This is a genomic window from Sphingobium herbicidovorans (assembly GCF_002080435.1).
In the GTDB taxonomy this organism is placed as follows: Bacteria; Pseudomonadota; Alphaproteobacteria; order Sphingomonadales; family Sphingomonadaceae; genus Sphingobium; species Sphingobium herbicidovorans.
The window spans coordinates 714,020-735,751 of the sequence record NZ_CP020539.1; the positions used below are offsets into that span (position 1 = coordinate 714,020).

Consider the following 21,732-nt stretch of genomic DNA (forward strand, 5'->3'; position numbering starts at 1 on the left):
GCGCCTTCCATCTGCTATCGCTTGAGCGCTGTGCCGCATCCGGCGGCCTCAGCCGTAGCCGGCGACCCATCCGACGCCGCACGCGCCTTCTCCCGCGCCATCCGGGTTTCCTCCCAGGGCCAGTGGCCGTTGATCTCGACCCCGAGCGAGATGCTCAGGAAGGTCCGCACCAGCACAAGCCCGGCCAGCACGATGAGATCGTCGAGCGTCGGGTTGATCACCAGCGACTTGACGATGTCGCCGGCGACCAGAAATTCCAGGCCGAGCAGGATGCTGCGGCCGAGCGCCGATCGGAACGCGCTATAGGCCTCGGTTCGGTCGCCCGCCCTCGCCCGCCGCGCAAACAGAAAGGTTGCGAGCCCCGCGCCGACCAGGATGGTCAGCGTGCCCGCCAGTTCCAGGCCGATCACCGCAAGCCGGAAGAAGGCGCTCAGCCAGTCGGCCTCAATGGTGATCATACCAGCCTCGCTTGCGGATATTGTTGAAGCTGTCGGTGGCGTGACAGGCATAGCATTGGTCGACGCGCGCTTTCGATCCGGCTGCGCGCTGCGAGACCATGCTGAAATGCTCCATGAAGTGACTGGGCGGCGCCTTGTGGCACTCGGCGCACTGCGTCGAATTGACCGATGGATGGCGGTAATTGGCGATCTTCCAGCTGTCGGTCTTGTGACAGCTCGCGCAGTCGGTGCCGAACAGGCCCTGGTGCGGATCGCGGAACGCATGGCAGCTCGCGCAATTGAGCGCGGTCTCGGGGGTCAGGCTTCGAGTGTTTGTCGACATGCCCGCCGAAGGCTGCCGCCACTTTGCCATGTCGAGCAAGGCGGCGTGATCCATGCGGATGATGCCGCGCTCTCCCTCATGTTCGACGTGGCAGGAGGTGCACTGCGTCGCTTTCGCGTGGAACTGCGTCGACTGCTTCGTCCCGAAATCCGTGCCCGCATGGCAGGTGAGACAGGTCCGGGTTTCGACGCCCTTGCCCGGCGTGTGGCAGGCCGTGCATTGGCCGGCGAAGGACTGGTGGGCGCTCGAGAGCGGGCCGGGCGCTACGAGCTGCGCCACCAGGCCGGCATCCCTCGGCGCGTCCGATCGCATCCGGATCGCGACCGCGGCGACCATCACCAGCAGGGCTGCGATGAAGACGGCATAGGAAAGACGCTGCCAGCTCATAGCCAGCGCAGCCCGTAATAGATCGCCGCGCCGACGTGGAGCGCGAGCAGCGCGAAGATGAGACAGCCCAGCAGGATGTGCAGGAACCGCCATCGCGCGAACAGGGTGTTGGTCGCCTCTTCGGCGCGGATCGCGAATTCGGTATCGGCCAGCGCCGCGGCGATCCCCGCCCTGTTCTGGGGGTGCTGGCCCGCGGGCGCATCCCCGGCGACGAACAGATAGCGCCTCCAGCCCGACAGCGGCGCGGCTGCGGTATCGGCCTGCGCCGGCGCCGCCGGCTCCTCAAGGAAGGCGGCGCGAAGCGAGGCCAGTTCCGACCTGCGTCCGCGCAGCGCCCGACCAAGCTGGGCAAGCAGGTAGCGGCCGATGAAGCCGGTGATGACCGTCATCAGCAGGAGGACGGTCAGAAGCAGTCCGACCGGGCTTTCGAGCTTGTGCGCGGCGTGGACCAGACCCAGGATCGGCGCCAGCACGCCGGCATAGATGTGGATGGCGAGCAGGGTAGGCTTGCTGACGAGCCGGGAGAGCACTTTGTCGACCCAGGCGATGTGCTTGGCCGCGACATAGGGAAGCGTCAGCAGCATCAGCACGAGCGCTGCGATCCCGATGATCCCGCCAGCGAGGCTGCCCGGAAAGCGCGGTGACACATGCACGAGGTAGCCGAACGGGAACAGCAGCAGGAATGCGACCAGCAGGCCGACGGCGATGTCGCTGCGTTCGCGCATCAGGCTTCGACCACGAGCGGCGTGCCCGTGCCCTTCGCCTGGCACGCGAGCACATAGCCCTGCGCCTTGTCGGCGGGCGCGAGGCCGGACTCGACCTCCATCGTTACCTCGCCCTGCAGCAGCTTGACCACGCAGGCGCCGCATGTGCCCGCACGGCAGGCATAGGAGATCTCGACGCCCGCGCCCTCGGCCGCCTCGAGCACGGTCTCGTCCGCGGGCAAGGCCGCCGACACCCCCGACACGGAGAAGGTCACCGTGCTCGGCGCCACCTCGGCGCTCGGGGCCGGCTTATCCGCTGGCGCGGGCGCGGGTTTGACCTCGAGATCCTCGTGGTCGGCCGGCAGCGAGGCCGGACCGAACGCCTCGGTGTGCAGCTGCGCTTCGGGGACGCCAAGTTCCGCCAGCACGCCGCGCATCGCGCCCATCATCGCCGGCGGGCCGCACATATGGATCCGCCGGCTCGCGATCTCCGGCACCGCGGCCAGGATCATCTCGCGGGTGATCGGCCCTTCGGGGCCCATCCAGACGGTGCCGGGCGCGCGCTGCATCGCGGCGACGACATGGAGGTTGGGAAAACGGCGTTCGAGCCGCTCGAGCTCGTCGCGGAACACGAATTCCTCGGTCGACCGTGCGCCGTAGAAGAAGAAGATATCACCCTTCCACGCGGTGTCGGTGAGATAGCGCAGCACCGACATCATCGGGGTGATGCCGACCCCGCCCGCGATCAGCACGATGCTCTGGGCATCCGTTCCCGTGAAGGTGAAGGCGCCGAACGGTCCGCTGACCTTCAGCAGATCGTCGGCGACGACCTTGTCGTGCAGGTATCGCGAGACCACGCCCTGCTCCTCGCGCTTGACCGTCAGTTCGACATAGGCCCGCTGGGTCGGCGAAGAGGCGATCGTGTAGGAACGGCGCGCGGTCTTGCCCGCTTCGGGCTCTACCTCGACCTGCAGGAACTGGCCCGGCAGGAAGTCGAACGGCAGCCGGTCGGCGGTCGGGTCCGCGAGCCGGAAGGTCAGCACGCTCGGCGTCTCTCGCACGATCTGGACCACGCGCAGCTGCCCCGCCCAGCTTTTGGGCTTGCGCAGCGACGCCCCAGCGGGTGCGGCCGCATTGCTCGGCGCGAGCCCGGCGCTGTCGGCAACGGGTGCAGGCGCGGGCGCAACCCTGGTAGCGGGAGGGGCAGCCTTCGGCTCCGGCTTTGCTGGAACCTTGGCGGTGGCGACACCGCCGGCGATCGCCCCGATCCGCCGCAGGCGGAAGATCTGCAGCGCGATAAGCGTGGCGCTCACCAGCCCCAGGAACAGCATGAGAAGGAGGTGCGAGGGCGAGATGCCGAACCAGTGATCGGCATGGCCGGGCGCGGCCTGGTCGATGTCGAGCTGATCGCGCAGCCAGGCAAGCCCGACCTCCCGGGGCGGCTGCAAGCCTCCGATCGCGCCCTGCGCGGCGGTACCGGAGCGGAACAGGTCGGTCCCTTCGCGCATCCGGCGCGCCGCATCGAGCCGGGCCGAGACCGTTGTCGCACGCGCGCCGTCGGCCGAGGCGGCGTTGACCATCGACAGGCCCGTGCTTACCCGTTCCCCGGCCTGCGCAGCGACCCGCTGCCGGGCCGCTTCGTCGAGCGCGGGAAAGGCGAGCAACTGCGAAAAAAATGCGGTGCGGCGGGAATCGTGCCCATGTTCATTCTCGCCTTCGCCGTTGATCATGCGCTCCATCATAGAGTTCATCATCGAGGCCATATCGGAGGTGCCGACCTCGGGCTTTGCGGACATTGCGCCATCGGCCATCCCCGCACCGCCCGAAGTATCCCCATGATGTGCCGAATGGTCTTCGCCCTCCTGAGCGTGCACGCTCGCAGAGGGAAGGCTGAAAGCGAGCAACAACCCCAGACCCGAAAGGCGAAGGCTGGTCCAAACGCACATGTCGACCCCCTTCGCGCCCTTACATGTCCTTCATCGGCATCGCCGAATCCGCAGGCGCAGGCTCGGTCTTCGGAGCGCTGCTGTTCATGCCTCCCTGGCGCATCGCATCATGGTCCATGGCCTGCTGGTGATGCCGCTCCATCTCCTGTTCATTGGCCATGGCGTCCGAATGATCCATGCCGGCGGGATTTACGCTATCAGCGCCAGCCGCGGGTGCGGCGCTGTTGGCCGCAGCCGGCACCGTCTGATCGGTCTTGCGCTCACAGCCCGAAAGCGCCGCCATCGAGAGCAGGCTAACGCTGATTAGCGACAGTATGACTTTTCGATTTCCGACCATTGCTTCTTCCTTTCGTACTGGAGGAATCTCCGGGTGGGCCCGAGCCACCCGGAGCAGGAATCATTGTGCTTGGCGAAGAATCTTGCGGCACTGATCGTGCGACAGGTTCATGGGATTACGACCCTGCTGTTTCATCTCGCCATGGTCATGACGTGTCTGGAGACCCATATCGCCCTCCATGGCCCTACAGCTTTCGACCTGTGCGGAGGTAGGCGGCGTCGTCGCACAGGCGCCCAGAAGCAATGCTGGAACAATCCCAGCCACTATATGCATTCGTGTCATGATAAATCCCCTTTTAATAATGGTGTTTGTTCTTCCTGCGAGGCTTGCTCTTATATCTTTCGGTGATCAGATCTCCGCCTTTCCGTGAGGAACGTGAGAATAGGGCAATCGGAAACAGGAACTTCGCCCGGGCACTCATCGGCAAGCAATCGAAGCATGTCGCGAATATCGGACAGGCGCTTGAGCCGGACTTCGGCGTCCGTGATCTTGGCGAGCGTGATATCGAGCACGGCCTGCGCATGCGCGGTGTCCGATGCCCTGAGCGCCAGCAGCTGCCGGGCCTGATCGAGGGTGAAGCCAAGCTCCTGCGCCGAGCGGATGAAGTTGACGCGCTCGAGGTCCGTCGCGTCGTAGAGCCTGTAGCCCGCTGCCGTGCGCGCGGGCTCGCGCAGCAGGCCCATCCGCTCATAATAGCGGATCGTATCGCGGCCCACGCCTGCGGCCGCGGCCAGTTCGCCGATCTTGAAATTGCCCATGTCATCCGCTCGATCATGCCGGTTGGACCATGGTCCAGGGTCAAGCGGTTTCGCTTTGACCCCGAACGGTCTCCTCGTCGCCGGCGGCCCGCTGCCCCGACGCGTCGCATCAGGGCAGCCCGTGCCGCCGGGCCACCGGCTTGTCAGTTCTTGCGAAGCTCGACGATGTCGTGCTTGGCAGGCGTGCCGTCGGCGACGGACACGTGCGCGAAGTGATCGTCAAAGATATGGTCGATTGTCACATGGCCGACGAGCTGGCGGTGATAGGTCGGCGCCACGCCCTTGGACGGACCCGGATGGGTCACGACGCGATAGACCTCGAGCTTCTGGCCGACCTCGGCGCCATCGGCCTTGCCGATGCAGACGACCGTGCCGTTGCTGCCCGTGTCGACGATCGAGCCGCGCATGAACAGGCTGTGCCCGATGCCCTGGGCCATAGCGGGGACGGCAGCAAGCATCGAAATGCCGGCAAGCGCGACCATGAGAGTTTTTCTGACCATATTCACCTCCTTGGATGGTAAGCCACCGCCCGGACTTTGCCGAGGGGAAGAGCGTCTCTTCAGGCTTGGGACTACGGTCCCGGGTCCAGCCTCGATATACGTAGAGGCCGCAGCCGATCTTCTTCCCCGGGCCGGATCTTTATTGACGCGGAGTTGACGGAATCAGCCGTCAGCACTTCAAAATCCGCGCGGCGCGAGACTTTGGTTGGCTGCGCCCGCGAAACCCGCTAGATATCGAGGCCCGTGAAACGCCTGCTCGCCCTCCTGCTCGTCATCGGAGCGCTGTCCGGTCTCTTCGGAGCCCAGATGGCGGCCGCGCACAGCGTGCCGCAGGCGGCAGGCGCGCCGCTGGCCAAGGGCATGGATGCGGACTGCATGGCGATGATGGCCAAGCAGCAGCCTGCGCCCAGCGAAAAGCCCTGCAAGGGCCTGACGCTCGATTGCATCGCCGCGATGGGGTGCGTGATCCCGCTGGTCGCAGCGGACCTGGCAGGCGGCGTTGCGCCTGCGCGTCTCTACGACGCGCCCAGCTTCTGGACGACCGACACGATATTGACCGGCAAGGCGGTTGCGCCCGAGCCGGATCCTCCCACCAGCCTTGCCTGATTGAACGAGCACGGGCTGCGCGCATCGATCGATGCGTGCGCGCCCGGTTTCCTTCTTTTCAGTCAAAGGTTTTCGTGATGATCAAACTGCTTCCGGCCGCCCTTGTGGCGGCCCTCAGTCTCGCCGCGCCTGCGCTTGCAACCGACGCGAGCCGCACGCCGCAAGGCCATTGGGAATGGCGGTCGGCGCCGCAATATGGTCCGCGGGCGACTGGCCCTGCGCGTGTCCGCATATGGGTGCCCGACAGCCGGGACATGGCCAGCTGCGATTGCGCGATGATGCAGGCAAGCGCCGCCGACTGCATGCGCGGCGCAGTCAGGTCGGACAAGGGCTAAACCCGCTCCGGAGCGGCGCGTCACATCTTGGCGCGCCGCCTCTGTCATGAGGGGATGATATCCATGATCATGATGCCGAGGCGCGCTGTGCGACGCCTGTTGCTCTCTATCGGTGCGACGCTTGCGAGCGCCTGGGCCGTGCCGGTGTCGGCCGGCCCGCTCACCTACGAGCAGGCAGTGAGGCTCGCTGCCGCCAACGCGCCAAGCCTCAAGGCGCGCGCGGCGGCGACAGCCGGCGCCCGCTCTTCGGCGGTCGCGGCCGATCGCCTGCCCGATCCGACGCTCGACCTGGGCCTGCAGAACTTCCCGGTGAGCGGCCCCAATGCCGGCAGCTTCACGCGCGACGATTTCACCATGGCGACGATCGGGTTCAGCCAGACCTTCCCCAATCTCGCCAAGCGCCATGCACGCGCCGCGCGCGCCGCGGCCGATATCGGTATCGCCGAGGCGGGCGAGCTGGTCGAAGGCCGCAACGTGCGGCTCGAGACCGCCCTCGCCTGGGTCGATCTCTATTATGGAGAACGCCGGCTCCGGCAGCTCGACCTGCTCGATGCCAGCCTCGACGACCTGCAGAAGACCGTGACCGCACGCCTGGCGTCGGGCAGCGCGCGCCCGAGCCAGGCGCTCGAGCCCGACCAGCTCCGCGCCGCCATCGCCGATCGCCGCGCCGAGATGGCTGCGGTGGTGGCGCAGGCGCGGGCCCGGCTCGCGCGCTATACCGGCGACCCCGACCCGCAGGCGACGGGCGACCCGCCGATGCTCGATGTCGATCCGATCCGGCTGCGGGCCGGGATCGATGCGCTTCCCGCCCTGCGCGCGCAGGACGCGCGGATCGCAGTCGCCGAAGCGGACGTGCGTCTCGCGCGCGCCGACAAGCGCCCCGACTGGAAGGTCGGCGTCACCTATGGCCGGCGCGATCCCATGTACGGCGACATGGCCTCGGTCGGCGTGTCGATCGACCTGCCGCTGTTCGCCGGCAAGCGCCAGAACCCCAGGATCGCTGCAAGCGAGAGCCTTGCGCAAGGGGGTCGGTTCGACCGCGAGGCGATCCGCCGCGAGCTGGTGGCGCAGCTCGACGCCGATCTCGCAGACCATGCCATGCATCTCTCCCGGTTGCGCAATGCCCGCGAGACGCTGGTGCCACTCGCCAGGCACCGCGCCGAGCTCGACCGCGACAGCTATGGCGCCGGCAAGCTCGACCTTGGCGCCGCGCTGCTCACGACGCTCGGGCTCGCGGAGGCCGAGGTCGAGGCGCTCAACCGCGAAGCCGACGTCGCGCGCGACGCGGTCCGCATCACTATCACCTATGGGGAGGAGCGGCCATGACGCTCGATAAATCCGCGCTGCGCTGGGGCGCATCGATCCTGGCTGTCGCGCTGCTGGCCGGCGGCACAGGCTATTGGGCTGGCCATCGCCAGGCACCGCAATCGGAGGCGACCACGCCCGCCGGGGCAGGCAAAGTCCTTTACTGGTACGATCCGATGTTCCCCAACCAGAAGTTCGACAAGCCCGGCAAGTCGCCCTTCATGGATATGCAGCTCGTGCCGCGATACGCGGACGGAGGAAGCGCCGGCGCGGCCCCCACGGTCGCCGTCGATCCCGCCGCGCGGCAGAGCCTGGGATTGCGGGTCGTCGCGGCGAAGATGGGCAGCCTTGCCTCGGCCCTCGAGGTCACCGGCACGATCGACTTCAACCAGCGCGACGTCGCCGTCATCCAGGCGCGTTCGGGCGGGTTCGTGAGCCGCGTCTATGCGCGAGCGCCCGGGGACGTGGTCCGCGCCGGCGCGCCGATCGCGGACCTGCTCCTGCCCGAATGGGGCGGCGCGCAGACCGAATATCTGAGCGTCAGGCGGCTCGGCAAGCCCGATCTCACCGCGGCCGCGCGCCAGCGGCTGCGGCTGATGGGCATGTCCGACGGCCTCATCGCCAGCGTCGAGCGGAGCGGTCGGCCGAACGGCGTGGTGACCATCACGACGCCGATCTCGGGCACGATCCAGACGCTCGACGCCCGTGCCGGCGTGACGCTCGCCATGGGCCAGACGCTCGCCCAGGTAAGCGGGCTCGGCACCGTCTGGCTCAATGCCGCGGTGCCCGAAGCGCGCGCGGGCGATGTCCGGGTCGGCCAGAATGCCAGCGCCACGCTGGCGAGCTTCCCCGGCGAGCGCTTCGCCGGCCGGGTGATCGCGATCCTGCCGACGACGCAGGCCGACAGCCGCACGCTCACCGTGCGGATCGAGCTGCCCAACCGGGACGGGCGGTTACGGCCGGGCATGTTCGCCAGCGTCGTGCTTGGCGGCGATGCCAAGCCGGCGCTGCTGGTGCCGAGCGAGGCGGTGATCCGCACGGGCAAGCGCACGCTCGTCATGCTCGCCGCAGGCGACGGGCGCTATCATCCCGCCGAGGTCCGCATCGGCCGCGAGGCGGGCGGTGAAACCGAGATCCTTGCCGGCCTGTCGCCCGGCGAGAAAGTCGTCGCCTCGGGGCAGTTCCTGATCGACTCCGAGGCGAGCCTGTCGGGAATCGAGGCGCGGCCGATCGGCGGCGGTGCGGCATCGGCGACCATCGCCGCGCCGAGGTCGAAAGCCACGCTGTACGAGACGACGGGCAAGATCGAGCGGCTCACGGCCAATGCGGTGACGCTCAGCCACGAACCGGTCCCCGCGCTCGACTGGCCCGCGATGACGATGACCTTCGCGCTCGCCGATCCGGGCATCGCGCGCGGCTTCAAGGCGGGCGACCGGGTTCGGTTCGGGTTCGACCGGCCCCCGGCGGGACCGACGCTGCGGCGTATGGCGAAGGTGGCGGGCCGATGATCGCCCATCTCATCCGCTGGTCGGTCAAGAACCGCTTCTTCGTTCTGATCGGCATGCTGGCGCTGGTCGGCGCGGGCCTCTGGGCGGTACGATCCACCCCGATCGACGCCCTCCCCGATCTGTCCGACGTGCAGGTCGTCATTCGTACCAGCTACCCGGGTCAGGCGCCGCAGATCGTCGAAAACCAGGTCACCTATCCGCTCACCACCACCATGCTGTCGGTGCCAGGCGCCAAGACGGTGCGCGGCTATTCCTTCTTCGGCGACAGCTTCGTCTATGTGATCTTCGAGGACGGCACCGATCTCTATTGGGCGCGCAGCCGCGTGCTCGAATATCTGAACCAGGTGCAGGGGCGCCTGCCGGCGAGCGCGCGCAGCGCGCTCGGGCCCGACGCGACCGGGGTTGGCTGGGTCTATGAATATGCGCTGGTCGACCGCACCGGCCGGCATGACCTGTCGCAGCTGCGCGGTCTGCAGGACTGGTTCCTGCGCTATGAGCTCAAGACCGTGACCGGCGTCGCCGAGGTCGCCAGCATCGGCGGCATGGTCAAGCAGTATCAGATACTGCTCGATCCGGTGAAGCTCGCGGCCTACGGGGTGACCCACGCCCAGGCGGTCGAGGCGATCCGGCAGGCCAATCAAGAAGCGGGCGGGTCGGTGCTCGAGCTGGCCGAAGCCGAATATATGGTGCGCGCCTCAGGCTATCTGAAGACGCTCGACGATTTCCGCGCGATCCCGCTGAAGACGGCGGCCGGCGGCGTGCCGATCCGCCTCGGCGACGTCGCCACGATCCAGATCGGCCCCGAGATGCGGCGCGGCATCGCCGAGCTGAACGGTGAAGGCGAGGTCGCAGGCGGGGTCGTGATCCTGCGCTCGGGCAAGAATGCGCGGGAGACGATCGCGGCGGTCAAGGACAAGCTCGCGGACCTCAAGAGGAGCCTGCCGCCGGGCGTCGAGGTGGTGACGGTCTATGACCGCTCGCAGCTGATCGACCGTGCTGTCGAGAACCTCACCCACAAGCTGGTCGAGGAGTTCGTCGTCGTGGCCCTGGTCTGTGCGCTCTTCCTCTGGCATGTCCGCTCGGCGCTCGTCGCGATCCTCACCCTTCCCTTGGGCGTGCTCGCCGCCTTCGTCGTGATGCGCTACCAGGGCGTCAACGCCAACATCATGTCGCTCGGCGGCATCGCCATCGCGATCGGTGCCATGGTCGATGCGGCCGTGGTCATGATCGAGAACGCCCACAAGAAGATCGAGCGCTGGGAGCAGGACCATCCGGGCACGCATCTCGACGGCGAGACGCGCTGGATCCTCGTCACCGAGGCGGCGGCCGAGGTCGGGCCGGCGCTGTTCTTCAGCCTGCTGATCATCACGCTGTCGTTCATCCCGGTGTTTACACTGGAGGCGCAGGAGGGCCGGCTGTTCGCGCCGCTCGCCTTCACCAAGACCTATGCGATGGCCGCCGCCGCGATCCTGTCGGTGACATTGGTGCCGATCCTGATGGGCTGGCTGATCCGGGGCGGATCCCGCCTGAGCAGGCCAATCCGGTCAATCGCTGGCTGACCGATCTCTACCGGCCTGCGATCGACTGGACGATGAAGCGGCCCAAGACCGTGCTGCTGATCGCGGCTTTGGTGTTCGCGACCACGGCCTGGCCGCTCAGCCGGCTCGGCGGCGAATTCATGCCCAACCTCGACGAGGGCGACCTGCTCTACATGCCCTCGGCCCTGCCCGGTCTCTCGGCCGCCAAGGCGAGCGAACTGCTCCAGCAGACCGACCGGCTGATCAGGACGGTGCCCGAGGTCGAAAGCGTGTTCGGCAAGGCGGGGCGTGCCGAGACCGCGACCGACCCCGCCCCGCTCGAGATGTTCGAGACGACGATCCAGTTCAAGCCCCGCGACCAGTGGCGACCAGGCATGACGCCCGAGAAGCTGATCGACGAGCTCGATCGCCGGGTGAGGCTTCCGGGGCTCGCCAATATCTGGGTGCCGCCGATCCGCAACCGCATCGACATGCTCGCGACGGGCATCAAGAGCCCGATCGGGGTCAAGGTGTCGGGCAGTGATCTCGCCGAGCTCGACCGCATCGCCCATGATGTCGAGACCGTGGCCAGGACCGTGCCGGGCGTCAGCTCGGCGCTCGCCGAGCGGCTGACCGGCGGACGCTATGTCGATGTCGACATCGACCGCGCCGCCGCTGCGCGGTTCGGACTCAACATCGCCGACGTGCAGGCCATCGTCTCGGGCGCGATCGGCGGCGAGACGATCGGCGAGACGGTCGAGGGCCTCGCCCGCTATCCGATCAGCGTGCGCTATCCGCGCGAATTGCGCGACAGCCTCGACGGGCTGCGGGGGCTACCGATCCTGACGCCCGCGGGCCAGCAGATCACCCTCGGCACGGTCGCCAATGTCACGATCGCCGAAGGGCCGCCGATGCTCAAGACCGAGAATGCCCGGCCCTCGACCTGGGTCTATGTCGATGTGCGCGGGCGCGATCTCGCCTCGGTGGTTGGCGATCTGCAACGCGCGGTGGCGAGACAGGTTCGGCTCTCGCCGGGGGTCAGCATCGCCTATTCGGGCCAGTTCGAATATCTCGAGCGCGCGGTCGACCGCTTGAAGCTGGTCGTGCCCGCGACGCTGCTGATCATCTTCGTGCTGCTCTACCTCATCTTCGGCCGCTTCGACGAGGCTGCGCTGATCATGGGCACGCTGCCGTTCGCGCTGACCGGCGGCATCTGGACGCTCTATCTGCTGGGGTTCAACCAGTCGGTTGCCACCGGGGTCGGGTTCATCGCGCTCGCCGGCGTCTCCGCCGAGTTCGGGGTGGTGATGCTGATCTATCTCAAGAATGCGCTGGCCGAGCGCACGGCTAATCCGGACGCCGCCGAGGTGAAGGCCGCGGTGCGCGAAGGCGCGCTGCTGCGCGTCCGGCCCAAGGCGATGACGGTCGCGGTGATCCTCGCCGGCCTGCTGCCGATCCTGCTGGGATCGGGCGCGGGCTCGGAGGTGATGAGCCGGATCGCGGCGCCGATGATCGGCGGCATGCTGAGCGCGCCGCTGCTGTCGATGTTCGTCCTGCCCGCCGCCTATCTGCTGCTGCGCCGGCCGAAGACCGACCCCATCCATCAACCCGCTTCATCATGAAGGAGACGATTATGAGACATGCACGACTGACCCTCGCCCTCGGCCTTGCCGTCCTGACCGCCGCGTGCGGCAAGAAGGGCGAGACCCCGGTTACAACCGAAACCAACCAGGCGGCGCCTGCCGCGACCATGAGCGGCGACATGGGCAACATGTCGATGGCGCCTGACGCGAACGCCGCAATCAAGGCCAAGGGCCATGGCACCGTCACCGCGATCGACAAGACGGCGGGCACGATCACGCTCAACCACGGCCCGATCCCCGAAGCCAAGTGGCCGGCGATGACGATGGCGTTCAAGGCGGCGCCCGCGATCACCGATGCGGTCAAGGTCGGCGACAAGGTCGATTTCGACCTCTCGCTCAAGGGCAGCGATGGCGAGGTCACCGCGATCACAAAGCAATGATCCGCTAAGTTCGACCAAAAGAAGCTGGTTGCGTCGCCGCTCCGGGGCGGCGACGCCCCTGCCGGCCGTCTGCCTGGCCGTGCGCCCGGTCTACGGATGCGATCGGCAACGCCCAACGCCAGCCGCGTTTCCCTGCGCGATCACAGGCAGTTTGAGCAAGCTTCGCGGATCGCACATTGAACGTGCAAGCCGCCCTTGCCCGCGATAGCCTGAGCGGCAAGGAGCCAGTTCAGGATGACCGAGCCAGTATGACCTTGTTACCCACGACACATCATGATCTCTTGAGCGAGCTTGTCCGTCGTTGGCGAGACGATCCGGGCGCCACCTATCGCTCCTGGTTTCTTTGGGACGAACGCCTGAAAAACTTCCGCTCCATCCGTCGGGGGCTGCAGCAGGTGGTCGTGGAAATCGAAAGTGGGCGGTTCGGCGTCGCCTATCGCGGCTCGTCACTGGAAACGGTTGTCCACTCGATCGCCGAACAGCGGCAGATCTTCAAGGGCGCCGACCATGCCTGGCTGTGGAAGCCCAAGCTGCGCATTCCCGACATTTACGAAAGCCCGGACGGCTCTGTTGCAAACATGGGGCACGGCCGCGCGGCGTCACCCAGTTGGGGGATTAGGCAGCATTGGCGAAATGCTTATTGAGCATAATCATGGTTTCGGTCAGGGCCGAGGGTCCAATTCCGAATGCTCTTTCAACCAGGCGCACCTCCCCCATGATACCTGGCTGCAGGCACCATGCCTGGGCCTGTCCTTTGCGTAGGGCGCGCATGACCTCGAAGCCCTTGATCGTGGCGTAGGCCGTTGGCATCGACTTGAAGCCACGTACCGGCTTGATCAGCATCTTCAGCTTGCCGTGGTCGGCCTCGAGCACGTTGTTCAGATATTTCACCTGCCGGTGCTCGGTTTCCGCCGCCAGTTTGCCTTCGCGTTTCAGCTCAGCGATTGCTGCGCCGTAGCTGGGTGCCTTGTCGGTATTGAGTTTGGCCGGCTTTTCCCAGTCCTTCAGGCCACGAAGAGCTTTGCCCAGAAAGCGCTTCGCCGCTTTGGCGCTGCGTGTCGATGACAGATAGAAATCAATCGTGTCGCCCCGTTTGTCGACCGCCCGGTACAGGTAGGTCCATTTGCCCCGCACCTTTACGTAGGTCTCATCCAGACGCCAGCTCGGATCAAAGCCGCGCCGCCAGAACCAGCGGAGACGCTTCTCCATCTCCGGCGCGTAGCGCTGCACCCAGCGATAGATCGTCGTATGATCGACATCGATCCCACGCTCGGACAGCATTTCCTCGAGATCACGGTAGCTGATGCCGTATCGACAATACCAGCGCACCGCCCATAGGATGACCTCGCCGGTAAAATGCCGTCCTTTGAAATCGTTCATCGCAACTGACCTTGACAGTACATGAGCCCAATCTTGGAAACCGTGTCAGAGTTTGCAACAGAGCCGCACGAACTGAAATATGACGGTTACCGCACGCTTCTTGCGGTGGGTGGGGGTGAGGGTCGCGCCTATACCCGATCGGGCCTCGACTGGTCCGAGCGCTTTGCCGCGCTGATTGCCGAAGCGATCACGCTTGATGTGTCCAGTGCCCTGATCGATGGGGAAGCGGTGGTGCTCCTGCCCGATGGTCGCACGAGTTTTCAGGCCCTTCAGGCCGCGCTTAAGCATGACCCCCGGAAGATCGACTATTTCGCTTTTGATCTTCTTGAACTTGATGGTGAGGACCTCACGGAGCGGCCGCTTACCGAGCGAAAGGAGATGCTGGCTGCTTTGCTGGGCAAGGGTGTAGGTCACCTACGCTATTCCGACCATATTGTCGGGCGCGGCGAGCAGCTATTCGAGAGTTTCTGTGGCGCAGGCCTCGAGGGCGTCATCTCCAAGCGGATTGACGCTCGCTACTCGGGATCCCGGTCCGGCAGCTGGGTCAAGACCAAGTGCATCCGTCGGCAGGAATTTGTCATCGTCGGGTGGACCCCGTCCGACAAGCAGCGCGGATTTCGGTCGTTGCTGCTTGGCGTCAATGAGGAGGGCGAGCTCCGCTTTGCAGGCAAAGTGGGCACAGGATTTACGGGCGACGAGATCGAACATCTCATGGCCTTGATGGCGCCTCTCGAGCAGGAAAAGGCCACTGTCGAGGCGCCGCGCGTCGCCGTGCGTGGAGCCCACTGGATCAAGCCCAAGCTGGTCGCTGAGATCGCCTACATCGAATTCACCGACGAAGGTGTGCTCCGGCATCCAAGCTATCTTGGCCTGCGGGAGGACAAGAAGCCGGAGGCCGTCGTCCTCGAAATTGAGGCGCCGGTGGAGCTCGCCACCACCGCACCGGTGAGCAGCGGCGTCAAGATCAGTAACCGGGGGCGGGTGATCTTCCCGGAGGGCAAGCTCACCAAAGGGCAGCTGTCGGACTATTATGAAGCGGTGGCGGAGGTCATGTTACCATGGGCAGGCAGTCGTCCCATCAGCCTGGTTCGTTGCCCACAGGGCAGGGACAAGAAATGCTTTTTCCAGAAGCATGATGCCGGCAGCTTCGGTGAGGAGGTGAAGCATGTCGGCATTCGGGAAAAGGATGGGCATGAAGAGCCCTATTTGTTTGTCGACACACCAGCTGGCCTTCTCACTTGCGTTCAGATGGGCACGATCGAGTTTCACGGCTGGGGCGCCCGGATCGAGGACGTCGAAAAAGTCGACCGGCTGGTCTTTGACCTCGATCCCGACGAAGGCCTCGACTTCAAGGCTGTGGTCTCCGCCGCTTTCCATGTGCAGGATGTGCTGGCGCAGATGGGGCTCGTCACATTCCCGATGGTGACGGGCGGCAAGGGGGTCCATGTCATTGCGCCGCTTACCCCCACGGCCGAATGGCCGCAGGTGAAGGATTTCGCCCACCGCTTCGCTATGGCTCTGGCGCAGGCGGAGCCTGCCCGTTTTACCGCAGCCCTCGCCAAGGCCCGACGCGCTGGGCGCATCTTCATCGACTATCTGCGGAACCAGCGAGGTGCGACGGCGGTCATGCCCTATAGTGCGCGTTCGCGGCCGTTCGCGCCGGTGGCTGCGCCGCTCACTTGGGAAGAGTTGCGGGACCTCGACAGCCCTGCGCATTGGCATATTGGCGATGGCGCTGAACTGGTGAAGCGTGCCAGGTCAAAAGACCTTGCTCATTGGGGAAGGGCAGATCAGATTCTTCCGGATCTCTGAGCTTGCGCAGTAGTCCTCCCTACTGTCGTCGCTGGTCGCCCGGCCGCCGCACGCTTGCCATGCTCAATGGAAATCATGACTGCGGATCGGCAGGATCTCAGCCTGATCGGCCGCAGTCGCGCAGCGCGGGGAGGGAAGCGTGCGCCCTCGCGGCAAGGCTGTGCTGCGCGGATCAGGTCCACCGCCATGGCTGGCGCCATCGCCGCGCCCCGGCGTGACGCTAAAGTCCGTGCGTCCAACCGAGCGGAGCATCTCATCATGATCGATGATCCGATCGCAGATCATGTGGATGACCTCGCCTTCCTTCTGTAGGCGCCCGCGCATGGCGATCATAGACGATGACATGACCTGCCGCCGGTAGATCTCGAACCGGTCAGGCCAGAGAATGCCCTGCGCCACGCCACTTTCATCCTCGATCGTCACGAACAACACGCCCTTGGCCGATCCCGGCCGCTGCCGCACCAGAATGACGCCCGCAACCTCAACATTGCGCCCATCCCGGATCGAGCGCAGATCCGCGCAGCGCACGATGTTCATCTGGTCGAGCTGCGGCCGCAGGAAGCTCAGCGGATGCGCGCGCAGCGACAGCTGGAGCGAGCGATAATCCTCCACCACCTCCCGCCCCTCAGCCATCTGCCGCAGGGCAACCTGCGCCTCCTGTCCTTCCGCTGAAAACCTCCCCTCCCGCTCGTCAGCTGCGGCAAAAAGCGGCAGCGGAGCTTCGCCAAGGCCCTTCACCCTCCAGAGCCCCTGCCGCCGGTCGTGTGCGATGCAGGCAAAGGCATCGGCCTCCGCCAGTCGCTCGATCGCGACGCGGGGCACGCGCGCGCGGCGCCACGCCTCCTCAACGCTCTCGAACGGCGCTGGTCCTCGCGCAGCGACAATCGCCGCGGCATGAAGATCGGCAAGGCCGCGCACCTGCCGGAAACCCAGCCGCACCGCCTTGTAGCGGCCGCGCGTTTGCTCGAGCGTACAGTCCCAATGGCTGTGGTTGATTGAGACCGGTCGCACCTCGACGCCGTGGGCCCGAGCATCCCGCACGATCTGCGCCGGCGCATAGAAGCCCATGGGCTGAGCGTTGAGTAGCGCCGCACAGAAGACGTCAGGATGGTGATGCTTCATCCAGGAAGAGGCGTAGGCGATCTTGGCAAAGCTTGCCGCATGGCTCTCGGGAAAACCATAGCTGCCAAAGCCCTCGATCTGCTTGAAGGTGCGCTCGGCAAAGTCTCTGGGATAACCCCGCGAGACCATGCCGTTCACCAGCTTGTCGTAGAAATGGCTGACCCCGCCAGTCAGCTTGAACGTCGCCATGGCGCGGCGCAGCTGGTCAGCCTCAGCAGGCGTGAACCCCGCGCCAACGATCGCCACCTTCATCGCCTGCTCCTGGAACAGCGGCACCCCCAGCGTCTTCTTGAGCACGGCCTTCAGTTCTTCCTTGGGATACTCAGGCTGCTCCTTGCCTTCCCGTCGGCGAAGATAGGGATGGACCATGTCGCCCTGGATCGGACCCGGGCGGACGATCGCCACCTCGATCACCAGATCGTAAAACTCTCGTGGCTTGATCCGCGGCAGCATCGACATCTGCGCCCGGCTTTCGATCTGGAAGACGCCCAGAGTGTCGGCGCGCTGGATCATGGCATAGACGGCGGGATCATCATGCTGGAGATCAGCCATGCCGATTTTGATGCCCTTATGCTCCTCCAGCAGGTTGAAGGCGCGGTTCATGCAGCCGAGCATGCCGAGGCCCAGCACATCGACCTTCATGAACTTCAAAGCATCGATATCATCCTTGTCCCACTCGATGATCTGTCGGTCTTCCATGCGCGCGGGCTCGATGGGCACGAGATCGTCGAGCCGCTCCTGCGTCAGCACGAAGCCCCCAGGATGCTGCGACAGATGCCGCGGCGTGCCGATTAGCTGACGCGAAAGCTCCAGCGTGAGATTCAGCCGATGATCATCGGCATTCAAGTTGAGGCTCTTGATCTGCTCTTGGGCAATCCCGTCCATCGACCAGCCCCAGACAAGGCCGGTGAGCATCTTGGTGAGATCGCGCGGCAGGCCCAGCGCCTTGCCGACCTCAGCCACCGCGCCGCGCGTGCGGTAGCGCGTGACGACCGCCGTCAGCGCCGAACGGGTGCGGCTGTAAGTCTCATAGATCCACTGGATTATTTCCTCGCGCCGCTCATGCTCGAAATCGACATCGATGTCGGGCGGCTCCTTGCGCTCGCCTGAGACAAAGCGCTCGAACAGCAGCTCATGCTGGATTGGGTCGATCGAGGTGATGCCGAGCATGAAGCAGACGCAGCTGTTGGCTGCAGAGCCGCGCCCCTGGCAGAGAATGCCGCGCCGTCGGCTCTCCGCCACGATCGCATGGACCGTCAGGAAATAGGGCGCGTAGCCCAGCAGGTCGATCAGCCGCAACTCATGATCGATCTGGTCGCGATAGGCTTTTGGCAGGTCGTTCGGGAACATGCGCTGGGCCGCTGCATCCGTGAGCGCCGTGAGAGCCTGCTGCGCGGTTTGCCCCTCCATCACCTGCTCGTAGGGATATTGATACTGGATCTCGCCAAGATCGAACCGGCATTGGTCAGCGATATCGGCGCTGGCCTGGATCGCGTCTGGGAAAGCGGAAAAACGCCGCTCCATCTCCTCGGGAGACTTCAGGTTGCGGTCCATATGGCGTTCGCGCTTGAACCCCAGCCGTTCGATGGTTGTGCCCTCGCGGATCGCTGTCATGACATCCTGGAGCGGCCTGACTTCGGGCGTGTGATAGAGAATGTCGCCGGTGGCGACGCCACGCACCCCCACCTGCCGCGCCATGGCGTTAAGCGCGTGAAGGCGCGCGAGATCGTCGGGCCGACGGCGCAGCGACAGCGTCATATAGCCGCGGCGGCCAAAGACATCGCGCAGATCAGTAAGACTGGCGAGCGTGCCGCTGTCTGGCATGTCCGGCACCAGGATGGCAATCATGCCTTCGGCATGGTTTGCGACATCGGCCCAGTCGAGCAGGCAGCGGCCTTTGCCGCCGCGTGCCTTGCCGAGCGAGAGCAGCCGGGTCAGGCGCGACCAGGCGGATCGATCAGTCGGATAAACCAGCAGGGCGCGGTCGTCGGTGAGATCCACGCGCGTGCCCGCGATCATCCGGACTTGGGTCGCCTTCTGCGCCTCCCATCCCCGCACCACGCCAGCGACACTGCCCCAGTCGGCAAGACCCAGCGCCTTGTGCCCCATAAGAGCAGCGGCGGAGAAGAGCTGCTCGGGCGATGAGGCGCCGCGCAGGAAGGAGAAGTGGCTGGTCACCTGCAGCTCGACATAGCGGGCCATCAGCCGAACATCCCATGCATGAACCAGCTTAGGTTGCCGGTCTGCTCATCCACGCCATCGCCACGGCGAAACAGCCAGAAGCGCCCACCACCTTCTGTCTCCACCCGGAAATAGTCCCGCACGGCCCAGAGCTCCTGAGGCCTCTGCCACCATTCGCCATGGATCCGCTCAGGACCATCGCCCGCGACCACGCGATAGGCGGTGCCGCGCCAGGTGAAACGGCGCGGCGGATGGTCGGGGAGCAGCGCCACCACATGGGATAGCAGTTCGGGCCGCTTCAGCATGCGCACCGGCCGCTTCCATGTCGGCCAGCCCAAGGGCTTTGCCAGTGCCTCGCTCCGCCGGACCGCGCGCTCGGGCACATCGCTCTCCTGCGAAGACAGGCGGAACGGCGCGTCAGGCTCGATCCTTCCGGCGAGTTGATCAATCAGCGGCGCAATGTCCGGCGGCCCGTTGCTGCTGCCGAGACCAGCCTCTAGCGTTTGCGCTTGGAGTTCCTCCATGCGCGGCGCTGTCAGGCTCATCGCGTCTATGCCGAGCCCGGGATCGATCCGCTCGACGCGCATGCCGAGCATCCGCTTGAGATGCTTGGGCTCTCGCGTCGGGCGAGACGTGCCGATCGTGATATGCTGTTCGCTACCATCAACGAGTCTGCAGGTGAGATGCACAGCGCGCAGGCCTAGCCCACACTCTTGAAGCTGCAGGACCAGATCATCGACTAGATCGCCGATGACCTGCGTTATGGCGTCCGCCGTACCGATCGGTTCAAGCAGCCGCCGCCCCGCCCGCGGCGCCTCAAACGGCACGACCGACACGATCGGTTCTGCCAGCAGCCCGCGCGCCTGATCAAGCCGGCGGACGGTGCCAAGCCCAAGGCGCTTGGCCAGAGGGGCGCGTGGCATCGGGTAGAGATCCGCAATCTGCTCGAGACCAAAACGGGCGGCGGACGTTAGCGCTTCAGGCTCAAGACGCAGCGCGGCGAGCGGCAGGTCAGCAATCGCTTGGGCTTCACCGCCGGGCGACAGCAGCGTAATGGCTTGGCCGCTATAGCGCGCCAGTGCATGGGCGGCACCCGGCGTGCCCGCGACAGCGATGTTGGCGGTAAAGCCCAGCCGTTTCAGAAAGCGCAGCAGACGTTTGCAGAAACGCGCCTCGCCCCCGAACAAATGACTGGTGCCGGTGAGGTCTAGCCAGAGGCCGTCGCTCCCGGATGGGCAAGCGCTCGGCGTCCAATGGCAGACCGCATGAAGGGCGAGCCGATCAAGCCAAGCCTGATCGGCGTGGGGATCGGCATCCCGCACATCGAGGTCGGTCACTAGGGCGCGGGCATGAGCGGCCGCGATGCCGGAACGCAGACCGAGCTCAAGCGCCACCGGGCAGGCGGCCGTCACCACATCTCGCTGTCCCATCCGGGCAATCAGGATCGTCGGCTTGGCCCACAAGGTTGTCCAGCTAAGCGCTGGCGCCAAGCGGACGCTGGCGCTGCTTTCATCGGCTGGTATCGCCTTGAAGGGATGTTCGGCGGATTCACTGCGCCGTCCCATCTCCCGCATGGTTGGGCGCTGATGGACGGGCAGCGCATCGATCTCGCTCTGACTTGGCCGCTGCGCCTCATCGCGTGCCCAGCGCGCACCCGGCCGCCACCCGCCGCCGCGGGGCACCGAGCAGGCTCCGGGATTGTCGTCGATCGGGCCAGCAAGGCGAGGAGCGAGCGACGCGGCGACAGGCTCAGGCCGCCTGGCTGGCCACTCCAGCCGCCGCAGGCGCTCGATGGCGAGCTGCGGCAGGTAGAGCGAGGCGACCCTGATCATCGCACGCCTCCAGTTCAAGAGAGAAGGGATTGCCATTGCGCTGGCGTACAAGCTCGACTGACCAGCGCGCGCGTCCGACCCCCGGATGGGTAAGAGGCGCCGACGGCACACAGCCGATCCGCCAGCGGGTCATTGCGGACGAAAGCCCGCTCAAGGGGCAGCGGTCCCGCGCACGGTGGCGGCGGTAAAGCAGCATCGGCGTCCTGCCGTCGGAAGCGGCCAGCTGCAGCCTTCGCGTTGCAGTCTGGTCGGCGGATTTGACCTCGGCCACCACGCAAGCCAGCGAACCATGGCGCAGAGCATCCTCGGCCATGGCGAGCACAATGCTGTCGCTCGTGCCGTGCGCATAGAGGACCTTGTCTGGACCAAGTCCCACCTGTTGGAGGCCGGGCGCGTAAAGGTCGAAATTCGTGACTGCCCAGAAGACCGTGAAATCCTGTCGGGAGGCGAAGCGGGCCGCAATGCCAGCGATGAACAGCGTCGCCGCCGCATCGTCGCTGAGCGTCGGGCAGGCGGCGGCAACCTCGTGCAACGCCGCGCCGTCCAGCCCACCATCGGCAAGGCGCTCATCAAGCTCGGAAAGGCCGAAAGGCAAGACGGGGCCGCGCGCAGAACGCGCTTGCGCCAGTTCGGCCAACAACTCTGCAAGCGGCGCGCTGCGGGGCTGATTGGATCGGGAAGCAAAGCAGGCCATGGGAA

The 21,732-nt window shown here is 65.9% G+C and carries 17 protein-coding genes and 2 pseudogenes; 8 read left to right on the forward strand and 11 right to left on the reverse strand.

Going from position 1 to position 21,732, the window contains the following annotated elements; all coding sequences use genetic code 11:
* Window positions 1-14: 14 nt before the first annotated feature.
* The 7 genes from B6S01_RS18035 to B6S01_RS18070 form a co-directional block, all read right to left on the reverse strand.
* Complete coding sequence (locus B6S01_RS18035; RefSeq protein ID WP_004212663.1) at window positions 15-458, reverse strand: DUF1622 domain-containing protein; 444 nt, start codon at window positions 456-458, stop codon at window positions 15-17.
* Entirely contained in the window at window positions 445-1,167 is a 723-nt protein-coding gene (locus B6S01_RS18040) for a hypothetical protein (RefSeq protein ID WP_025549149.1), read from the reverse strand. The genes B6S01_RS18035 and B6S01_RS18040 overlap by 14 nt, the downstream gene beginning before the upstream one ends.
* Window positions 1,164-1,892 (reverse strand): hypothetical protein, encoded by a 729-nt coding sequence (locus B6S01_RS18045; RefSeq protein ID WP_009824015.1) that lies wholly within the window; start codon window positions 1,890-1,892, stop codon window positions 1,164-1,166. Before B6S01_RS18045 ends, B6S01_RS18040 begins: the two co-directional genes overlap by 4 nt.
* Window positions 1,892-3,817, reverse strand: coding sequence for a 2Fe-2S iron-sulfur cluster-binding protein (locus B6S01_RS18050; RefSeq protein ID WP_021243091.1), 1,926 nt, complete (start codon window positions 3,815-3,817; stop codon window positions 1,892-1,894). The genes B6S01_RS18045 and B6S01_RS18050 overlap by 1 nt, the downstream gene beginning before the upstream one ends.
* A 19-nt stretch (window positions 3,818-3,836) precedes the next feature.
* The gene (locus B6S01_RS18055) at window positions 3,837-4,154 is read right to left on the reverse strand and encodes a hypothetical protein (protein ID WP_021243090.1); all 318 of its coding nucleotides are present in this window, start codon (window positions 4,152-4,154) and stop codon (window positions 3,837-3,839) included.
* Window positions 4,155-4,486: 332 nt separating this feature from the next.
* Window positions 4,487-4,912, reverse strand: a complete 426-nt coding sequence (locus B6S01_RS18065; RefSeq protein ID WP_021243089.1) for a heavy metal-responsive transcriptional regulator — start codon at window positions 4,910-4,912, stop codon at window positions 4,487-4,489.
* Between the two features lie 143 nt (window positions 4,913-5,055).
* Window positions 5,056-5,412, reverse strand: coding sequence for a hypothetical protein (locus B6S01_RS18070; RefSeq protein WP_025549152.1), 357 nt, complete (start codon window positions 5,410-5,412; stop codon window positions 5,056-5,058).
* Between the two features lie 243 nt (window positions 5,413-5,655).
* On the opposite strand from B6S01_RS18070, the gene B6S01_RS18075 reads away from it, so the two are divergent.
* The 7 genes and pseudogenes from B6S01_RS18075 to B6S01_RS18105 form a co-directional block, all read left to right on the forward strand.
* Entirely contained in the window at window positions 5,656-6,018 is a 363-nt protein-coding gene (locus tag B6S01_RS18075) for a hypothetical protein (protein ID WP_007406428.1), read from the forward strand.
* 77 nt (window positions 6,019-6,095) lie between these two features.
* Entirely contained in the window at window positions 6,096-6,353 is a 258-nt protein-coding gene (locus B6S01_RS18080) for a hypothetical protein (RefSeq protein WP_007683334.1), read from the forward strand.
* A 63-nt stretch (window positions 6,354-6,416) separates the two neighbouring features.
* Window positions 6,417-7,679 carry a TolC family protein gene (locus B6S01_RS18085; RefSeq protein ID WP_013039107.1) on the forward strand — a complete coding sequence of 421 codons (1,263 nt, stop codon included), beginning with the start codon at window positions 6,417-6,419 and terminating at the stop codon, window positions 7,677-7,679.
* Window positions 7,676-9,166: an efflux RND transporter periplasmic adaptor subunit gene (locus B6S01_RS18090; protein WP_021243085.1), complete on the forward strand. Its 1,491-nt coding sequence runs from the start codon at window positions 7,676-7,678 to the stop codon at window positions 9,164-9,166. The genes B6S01_RS18085 and B6S01_RS18090 overlap by 4 nt, the downstream gene beginning before the upstream one ends.
* Window positions 9,163-12,305 (forward strand): annotated as a pseudogene (locus tag B6S01_RS18095) (efflux RND transporter permease subunit). The gene B6S01_RS18090 and the pseudogene B6S01_RS18095 overlap by 4 nt, the downstream one beginning before the upstream one ends.
* An 11-nt stretch (window positions 12,306-12,316) precedes the next feature.
* The gene (locus B6S01_RS18100) at window positions 12,317-12,706 is read left to right on the forward strand and encodes a copper-binding protein (protein WP_021245555.1); all 390 of its coding nucleotides are present in this window, start codon (window positions 12,317-12,319) and stop codon (window positions 12,704-12,706) included.
* 248 nt (window positions 12,707-12,954) lie between these two features.
* Window positions 12,955-13,281, forward strand: a pseudogene (locus B6S01_RS18105) (type II restriction endonuclease); the annotation flags it as partial.
* A gap of 40 nt (window positions 13,282-13,321) precedes the next feature.
* Here B6S01_RS18105 and B6S01_RS18110 read toward each other — a convergent pair.
* Window positions 13,322-14,086, reverse strand: coding sequence for an IS6 family transposase (locus B6S01_RS18110; protein WP_006949122.1), 765 nt, complete (start codon window positions 14,084-14,086; stop codon window positions 13,322-13,324).
* A gap of 21 nt (window positions 14,087-14,107) precedes the next feature.
* On the opposite strand from B6S01_RS18110, the gene ligD reads away from it, so the two are divergent.
* Window positions 14,108-15,898 (forward strand): DNA ligase D, encoded by a 1,791-nt coding sequence (gene ligD, locus B6S01_RS18115; RefSeq protein WP_081570540.1) that lies wholly within the window; start codon window positions 14,108-14,110, stop codon window positions 15,896-15,898.
* A 63-nt stretch (window positions 15,899-15,961) separates the two neighbouring features.
* On the opposite strand, the gene B6S01_RS18120 is transcribed toward ligD, so the two are convergent.
* Genes B6S01_RS18120 through B6S01_RS18130 form a run of 3 tightly spaced genes read right to left on the reverse strand, consistent with a single transcriptional unit; the run spans window position 15,962 to window position 21,727 of the window.
* Entirely contained in the window at window positions 15,962-19,222 is a 3,261-nt protein-coding gene (locus tag B6S01_RS18120) for an error-prone DNA polymerase (protein ID WP_037469203.1), read from the reverse strand.
* Window positions 19,222-21,033 carry a DUF6504 family protein gene (locus B6S01_RS18125; protein WP_037469207.1) on the reverse strand — a complete coding sequence of 604 codons (1,812 nt, stop codon included), beginning with the start codon at window positions 21,031-21,033 and terminating at the stop codon, window positions 19,222-19,224. Before B6S01_RS18125 ends, B6S01_RS18120 begins: the two co-directional genes overlap by 1 nt.
* A complete protein-coding gene (locus B6S01_RS18130) occupies window positions 20,951-21,727 on the reverse strand; it encodes an ImuA family protein (RefSeq protein WP_037469210.1) in 777 nt (258 codons plus the stop codon). The genes B6S01_RS18125 and B6S01_RS18130 overlap by 83 nt, the downstream gene beginning before the upstream one ends.
* Window positions 21,728-21,732: the final 5 nt, after the last annotated feature.

What these genes read in the sequence shown, in the direction of transcription:
- B6S01_RS18035 (WP_004212663.1), bottom strand. Translation starts at nt 458, where the DNA reads ATGATCACCATTGAGGCCGACTGGCTGAGCGCCTTCTTCCGGCTTGCG.
- B6S01_RS18040 (WP_025549149.1), bottom strand. Translation starts at nt 1,167, where the DNA reads ATGAGCTGGCAGCGTCTTTCCTATGCCGTCTTCATCGCAGCCCTGCTG.
- B6S01_RS18045 (WP_009824015.1), bottom strand. Translation starts at nt 1,892, where the DNA reads ATGCGCGAACGCAGCGACATCGCCGTCGGCCTGCTGGTCGCATTCCTG.
- B6S01_RS18050 (WP_021243091.1), bottom strand. Translation starts at nt 3,817, where the DNA reads ATGTGCGTTTGGACCAGCCTTCGCCTTTCGGGTCTGGGGTTGTTGCTC.
- B6S01_RS18055 (WP_021243090.1), bottom strand. Translation starts at nt 4,154, where the DNA reads ATGGTCGGAAATCGAAAAGTCATACTGTCGCTAATCAGCGTTAGCCTG.
- B6S01_RS18065 (WP_021243089.1), bottom strand. Translation starts at nt 4,912, where the DNA reads ATGGGCAATTTCAAGATCGGCGAACTGGCCGCGGCCGCAGGCGTGGGC.
- B6S01_RS18070 (WP_025549152.1), bottom strand. Translation starts at nt 5,412, where the DNA reads ATGGTCAGAAAAACTCTCATGGTCGCGCTTGCCGGCATTTCGATGCTT.
- B6S01_RS18080 (WP_007683334.1), top strand. Translation starts at nt 6,096, where the DNA reads ATGATCAAACTGCTTCCGGCCGCCCTTGTGGCGGCCCTCAGTCTCGCC.
- B6S01_RS18085 (WP_013039107.1), top strand. Translation starts at nt 6,417, where the DNA reads ATGATCATGATGCCGAGGCGCGCTGTGCGACGCCTGTTGCTCTCTATC.
- B6S01_RS18090 (WP_021243085.1), top strand. Translation starts at nt 7,676, where the DNA reads ATGACGCTCGATAAATCCGCGCTGCGCTGGGGCGCATCGATCCTGGCT.
- B6S01_RS18100 (WP_021245555.1), top strand. Translation starts at nt 12,317, where the DNA reads ATGAGACATGCACGACTGACCCTCGCCCTCGGCCTTGCCGTCCTGACC.
- B6S01_RS18110 (WP_006949122.1), bottom strand. Translation starts at nt 14,086, where the DNA reads ATGAACGATTTCAAAGGACGGCATTTTACCGGCGAGGTCATCCTATGG.
- ligD (WP_081570540.1), top strand. Translation starts at nt 14,108, where the DNA reads ATGAGCCCAATCTTGGAAACCGTGTCAGAGTTTGCAACAGAGCCGCAC.
- B6S01_RS18120 (WP_037469203.1), bottom strand. Translation starts at nt 19,222, where the DNA reads ATGGCCCGCTATGTCGAGCTGCAGGTGACCAGCCACTTCTCCTTCCTG.
- B6S01_RS18125 (WP_037469207.1), bottom strand. Translation starts at nt 21,033, where the DNA reads ATGATCAGGGTCGCCTCGCTCTACCTGCCGCAGCTCGCCATCGAGCGC.
- B6S01_RS18130 (WP_037469210.1), bottom strand. Translation starts at nt 21,727, where the DNA reads ATGGCCTGCTTTGCTTCCCGATCCAATCAGCCCCGCAGCGCGCCGCTT.